The following is a 6,277-nucleotide window of genomic DNA, read 5'->3' as shown; positions in this document are numbered from 1 at the left end:
GACGATGGGACTGACGGGAAGTCCCCAATCCCTGTCACGCCCCGGACCGCGAGGGCATCGCTCTCCCGTAACCCCCGGCCGAATACTCGCTCCCGCCCCTCAGGGCTAGGCACTCCTGACCGCTGGTCGGCCGTCCGGCCCCGACCCGCAGGGATTCGGCTACCCCGCCCCCGGTCCGCTGTCGGTCCCCGCCCGTGGTGTTGCATGGCCGCATGACCCGCAGCCACGACGGCCAAGCCGGCCCCGCCGGCCCCGCCAGCTCCGTAAGCAATGCCAGCCCCGTCGGCAACGCCGCCCCCTCCGACCGGGCCGACGATTTCCACGCCACCCTGCACTCGCTGCGCGTGTGGGACGGTCCGCTGCCCGGGTTCGACCCGGGCGGCGCTCCGGACGAGCCGCTGGCGTTGTTCCGCGAGTGGTTCACGCACGCCGCCCGGGCGAAGCAGGCGGAGCCGCACACGATGAGCCTGGCGACCGTGGACGCCGACGGGCGGCCCGACGTACGCACGCTGATGCTGCACGACGCCGACGAGCGCGGCTGGCACTTCGCCTCGCACTCCACCAGCGCCAAGGGCCGGCAGCTGGCCGCGCGTCCTGACGCCGCGCTCGGGTTCTACTGGCCGGCCGTGGCCCGCCAGATCCGTGTCCGGGGCCGGGTCACGGCGTGCGGCGCGGTGGAGAGCCGCGCTGACCTGGCGGCCCGCTCGCGCGGCGCGCTCGCCGCCGCCCTGACGGGTCGGCAGAGCGAGGTACTGGACTCCGTCGAGGAGTTGGTGCGCGCATCCGCGGCGGCCTGGGACCGCGCGGGCGCCGAGCCGGACGCGCCGGCACCGACCTGGACGCGGTACGTACTCGCCCCGACCGAGGTCGAGTTCTTCCAGGGCGACGCCGCCCGCCGTCACACCCGGCTCCGGTACACCCGCGCCACCCCCGCCTCCCCCTGGACCCGGCACCTGCTCTGGCCGTAGTCCGCGCGGCAGGCGGCCCGGTCCGGGCAGGGTCGGGGCGCGGCCGGGGCATCGGGGTATCGGGGCACCCGCCCCGATGCCCCGGCTCCGCAGCGGGCCCAGCGGGCCCCCTACACCGGCGCGAACACCGCCACCCAGATTCCCTCCGCCGCCTCGCGGAAGGTCACCGCCAGGTCCATGCCGATCCGCAGGGACGACTCCTCGCAGTCGACGACCTCCGTCATCATCCGGGGCCCCTCCGCCAGGTCGACCACCGCGGCCACGTACGGCACCCGCGTGCCGAACGGCGGGAGGTCGTTGCGGTGGATCACCGACCACGTGTAGAGCGTGGCGCGTCCCGACGCGGTCTCCCACGTCACGCTGTCCTCGCCCGCCCAGCACGCCGGGCAGAACTCCCGCGGGTAGTGGTGCGCCTTGCCGCACTCCCCGCAGCGGCGCAGCAGCATCCGTCCCTGCGCCGCGGCGTCCCAGTAGGGACGGGTGAAGTCGTCGATCTCCGGCAGGTCGAAGCGCACCGCACCCGCACCAGTACTCGTACTCACAGCAGCTGTCCTCTTCGCCGAACGTCCAGGGAGGGAGCACGCCACATCTGACGTGCCGTCAGTTCACCGGATCGCGCCGCATCGCACAAGGCCCCCGTCCCACCACGCCCCCAGCACCCCGCGCCACCGCAACCCCCCGTCGCCCCCCACCCCACCCTCCGTGATCGATCCGCAATCGATTCCCTCCTCGTCCGAGACCCATCGCGCGCACACGGCGATACGCTCACACCTCATGCCCGGAGTCCCCGCAGCACCCGACATGTCCACCCAGCCCCGCCCGGTCTACGTGATCGGCGCCGGTCCCGGCGGCCTCGCCGTCGCCGCCGCGCTGCGCGCACGCGGGGTCCGTGCGGTGGTCGTGGAGAAGTCCGAGTCCGTCGGAGCCTCCTGGCGCCGGCACTACGACCGGCTCCACCTGCACACCACGCGGCGCCTCTCCGCGCTCCCGGGCCTGGCCATGCCGCGCCGCTTCGGACGCTGGGTCGCGCGGGACAACGTCGTGCGGTACCTGGAGAAGTACGCCGAGTTCCACGAGCTGGAGCTCGTCACGGGCGTCGAGGTGACCCGCATCGAGCGCACCTCCGCAACTACCTCGGGCTCCGCCGATTCCTCTGATTCCTCCGATTCCTCCGATTCCAGCGCGGACGGCACCGCCCCCACCACCTGGACCCTCCACGCCACCGGCGGCCGCGTCATGGCCGCCGGGGCGGTCGTCGTCGCCACCGGGTTCAACCACACCCCGGTCATCCCCGACTGGCCCGGCCGGGCGACGTACGAGGGCTCCCTCGCGCACGCCTCCGAGTACCGCAACCCGGCCCCCTACGCCGGCCGTGACGTCCTCGTCGTCGGCGTCGGCAACACCGGCGCCGAGATAGCCGTCGACCTGGCCGAAGGCGGCGCCGGCCGGGTCCGTCTCGCCGTGCGCACCGCCCCGCACATCCTGCGCCGCTCCACCGCGGGCTGGCCGGCCCAGCGCACCGGGATCCTCGTCCGCAGGCTCCCCGTGGGGCTCGTCGACCGGCTCGGTGCGATCGTCGGCAAGGCCTCGGTCCCGGACCTGTCGGCGTACGGGCTCCCGCGCCCCACCACCGGCCTGTACAGCCGGGTCAACCAGGGGGCGATCCCGGTCCAGGACGCCGGCCTGATCGACGCGGTGCGCGCCGGGCGGGTCGAGCCGGTCGCCGCCGTCGAGTCCTTCGACGGCTCCGAGGTGGTCCTCGCGGACGGCTCCCGGATCAGCCCGGACGTGGTGATCGCGGCCACCGGCTACCGCCGCGCCCTGGAGGGCCTGGTCGGCGATCTCGGCGTACTGGACGAGCGTGGCCGCCCCAGCGCCCACGGCGCCCACACCCCGCCGGACGCCCCCGGCCTCTACTTCACCGGCTTCACCAACCCCATCAGCGGCAACTTCCGCGAAATGGCCCTGGACGCCGAGAAGATCGCGAAGGCCGTCGCCCGGAACCTGGAGGCGTAAGGCCGCCGCCGGGCGAAGGCGGCCACCTCCCCAGGCCCACGGCATCCACACGCCGCCGACGCCCCTCCCTCCCTCCCTCCCTCCCTCCCTCCACAGTCCGCCCACCGCCGCCCGCCCGGTGTCAGTGGCGTGGTGCAGCATCGGCACATCGGAGAACGCCGCACCGGCTCTCGGGCGAGAAAACGGGGGGATCATCATGTCGATCACGAACCAGCAGGTGGCGGACCACGCCTTCCTTCGGCAGCTGTACGCGGACGACTACTACCCGAACGACGTCCTCGACAAAGGCGCCGCGATCCTGCGCGCGCTGTGCGCCCGGATCGAGGCGGAGCGCCCGGCCGATCTGGCGGCGCTGTACGCGCTGACCGGCGCCGCGACGGAGGAGTTCAACCTGCTGGAGGCGGAGTTCGAGGAAGCGGGGAGCGAGATCGAGACCGTGGCGCGCGAGGAGATAGCCGAGGACTTCTGGTTCGTGGCCTCGGCGTACGGGTTCACGGATGCGGACGTGGAAGAGCTGATCGCTCCCCGGGAGTGGTGAGCCGGCGCCGTCGCGGAGGGGGTGCGGTGCAGGATCCGTACCCCTGACGACCCCTGCCGACCCCGGAAGAGCCCGGAAGAGCCCGGACGACTCCGGACGACCCCATGCGCCCCACCCGTCACATCCGCCCCACCCACCTCGGCCGAATAATGGTCTGGACCCGTCCAGAGGAGATCTGAGACCGTTCCACACATCACCTCCACCACCTTTCCTGCGCAGCCCTGTTCCTGACGGCACGTCAGTTCAGTAATCTGACTACGCGTCAGTTATTGAGAATCGTCGAGGTTCATCGAGCAGGAGCGGGCGGAACGATGCTTGGATCTACTCACGGCACCCTCACCACCGACTTCCGCGCACGTGTCGAGGCCTGCGGGGAGACCCCCAGGACGGCCGTCCACTCCACGACGGCTCCCTCCGCCGAGGACACGGTCGCGCTGGACGTCAGCGGTCGGCCCCTGCACGCCGACGCTCCCGACCTGGACCGGTTCTTCCGGCCCGAGTCCGTGGCCGTCATCGGCGCCTCGGACGCAGACGGCAGACCCAACACCGGCATCACCCGTCAGCTCATCGCCTGGGCGGACCGCGTGGGGGCCCGGCTGCACCCGGTCCACCCCACCCGCACGTCCGTGTTCGGGCTGCCCTGCCACGCCTCCGTGGCCGACCTGCCCGAACAGGTGGACCTCGCGGTCCTCCTCGTCGCCGACCCGCTCCCCGTCGTCGAGGAGCTGGCCGAGGCCAAGGTGAAGTTCGCCGTCGCCTTCGCCTCCGGCTTCGCCGAGACCGGGGACGAGGGCGCCGCCGCGCAGGCCCGCCTGGGAGCCGCCGTCCGGCGGTCGGGCCTGCGCCTCCTGGGCCCCAACACGAACCTCAACGCCTTCGAGAAGTTCCGCGAGGACCTCGACGGCCCGGCCATCGCGCTGATCACCCAGTCCGGCCATCAGGGCCGCCCGGTCTACACCCTCCAGGAGCTGGGCATCCGCCTCTCCCACTGGGCTCCGACCGGCAACGAGGCCGACCTCGAAACCTCCGACTTCATCTCGTACTTCGCCGAGCAGCCCGAGGTCGGGGCCATCGCCTGCTACGTCGAGGGCCTCAAGGACGGCCGGCAGTTCCTCCTCGCCGCCGACCGGGCGGCGCGCAACGGCGTACCCGTCGTCGCCGTCAAGGTCGGCCGCACCGAGACCGGCGCCCGCATGGCCGCCTCCCACACGGGGAAGCTGACCGGCGCGGACACCGTCGTCGACGCCGCCATGCGGCAGTTCGGGGTCATCCGGGTCGACGGACTCGACGAGCTCCAGGACACCGCCGCGCTGCTGGCCCGGGCGCGCAAGCCGCTCGCCGACGGGGTCGTCGTCTACTCCATCTCCGGCGGCACCGGCGCCCACTTCTCCGACCTGGCGACGGAAGCGGGGCTCTCCCTGCCCACGCTCTCCCAGGCCAAGCAGGACGAGCTCCACCAGTGGATCCCGGAGTACCTGGGCGTCTCCAACCCCGTCGACAACGGCGGCCACCCGGTCGGCGACTGGCGCGGCCGCAAGATCATCGACGCGATCCTCGCCGACCCGTCCGTCGGCGTCCTGATCTGCCCGATCACCGGGCCCTTCCCGCCCATGAGCGACAAGCTCGCGCAGGACCTGGTGGACGCGGCCGAGCAGACCGACAAGCTGATCTGCGTGATCTGGGGCTCCCCGGTCGGCACGGAGGAGGCGTACCGCACCACCCTCCTCGGGTCCTCCCGGGTCGCGACGTTCCGTACGTTCGGCAACTGCATCACCGCCGTCCGCGCCTACCTCGGCCACCACCGCTTCACCGCCGCCTACCGCTCCCCCTTCGAGGACGCCCCGCGCACCCCGTCGCCCTCGTTCCGCAAGGCGCAGGCGCTCATGCGGCCGGGGCAGCAGCTGAGCGAGCACTCCGCGAAGCAGCTGCTGCGCGCGTACGGGATACGCGTGCCCCGGGAGCAGCTGGTGACCAGCGCGGCCGCAGCCGTACGGGCGGCCGGACTGGTGGGGTACCCGGTGGTCATGAAGGCCTCGGGCCCGCAGCTCGCGCACAAGACGGAGCTGGGGCTGGTGAAGATCGGCCTGACGTCGGCGAGCCAGATCCGCGACGCCTACCGGGAGCTGACCGACATCGCGCGCTACGAGAACGTCCCGCTGGACGGGATCCTCGTCTGCCAGATGGTGGAGCGCGGCGTCGAGATGGTCGTCGGGGTCACGCAGGACGAGCTGTTCGGCCCGACGGTGACGGTGGGGCTCGGCGGCGTGCTCGTGGAGATCCTGCACGACGCGGCGGTCCGGGTGCCGCCCTTCGGGGAGGACCAGGCGCGGGCGATGCTGATGGAGCTGCGCGGGCATGCGCTGCTGGAGGGTGTGCGGGGGGCTCCGCCGGCGGATGTGGACGCGTTGGTGGAGGTCATCCTGCGGGTGCAGCGGATGGCGCTGGAGCTGGGTGACGAGCTCTCCGAGCTGGACATCAACCCGTTGATGGTGCTGCCCCGGGGGCAGGGGGCGGTGGCCCTCGACGCGCTGGCCATCTGTCGATAGCCCCGGGTACGGGTACCGGTCCCGCTCCCGCGGCGGGTACCGGTCCGGCTCCCGCCGCGGCTGCGGATGCCGCTGCGCGGGGCCCGTCTCCCCGCCCCGCCCTTCCCCCGTTCCCAGGGCTCCGCCCTGACCCAAAGGCCGGGCTCCGCCCGACCCCCTGGGGCTCCGCCCCGGACCCCGCTCCTCAAACGCCGGAGGGGCTGGATTTT

General features: G+C 73.0%; 5 protein-coding genes. 4 read left to right on the top strand and 1 reads right to left on the bottom strand.

The genetic code is table 11. The annotated features are described in order from the left end of the window. The first annotated feature begins 212 nt into the window (after positions 1-212). Positions 213-968, top strand: a complete 756-nt coding sequence (locus tag ACWGDE_RS34695; protein WP_453393042.1) for a pyridoxine/pyridoxamine 5'-phosphate oxidase — start codon at positions 213-215, stop codon at positions 966-968. A gap of 110 nt (positions 969-1,078) precedes the next feature. On the opposite strand, the gene ACWGDE_RS34690 is transcribed toward ACWGDE_RS34695, so the two are convergent. Then, positions 1,079-1,510: a Zn-ribbon domain-containing OB-fold protein gene (locus ACWGDE_RS34690; RefSeq protein ID WP_453393041.1), complete on the bottom strand. Its 432-nt coding sequence runs from the start codon at positions 1,508-1,510 to the stop codon at positions 1,079-1,081. A 232-nt stretch (positions 1,511-1,742) separates the two neighbouring features. On the opposite strand from ACWGDE_RS34690, the gene ACWGDE_RS34685 reads away from it, so the two are divergent. From ACWGDE_RS34685 to ACWGDE_RS34675, 3 genes are all read left to right on the top strand, one after another. Further along, entirely contained in the window at positions 1,743-2,984 is a 1,242-nt protein-coding gene (locus tag ACWGDE_RS34685; protein ID WP_453393040.1) for a flavin-containing monooxygenase, read from the top strand. Between the two features lie 196 nt (positions 2,985-3,180). After that, on the top strand, positions 3,181-3,522 hold the full coding sequence (locus tag ACWGDE_RS34680) for a DUF5713 family protein (RefSeq protein WP_453393039.1): 342 nt from the start codon (positions 3,181-3,183) through the stop codon (positions 3,520-3,522). A 311-nt stretch (positions 3,523-3,833) separates the two neighbouring features. Next, complete coding sequence (locus ACWGDE_RS34675) at positions 3,834-6,068, top strand: acetate--CoA ligase family protein (RefSeq protein ID WP_453393038.1); 2,235 nt, start codon at positions 3,834-3,836, stop codon at positions 6,066-6,068. The last annotated feature ends 209 nt before the right edge of the window (positions 6,069-6,277 follow it).

The organism is Streptomyces sp. NPDC054956, assembly GCF_053609185.1.
Note: the sequence above shows the minus strand (reverse complement) of the source record. Positions and strands in the feature narration are given on the sequence as shown.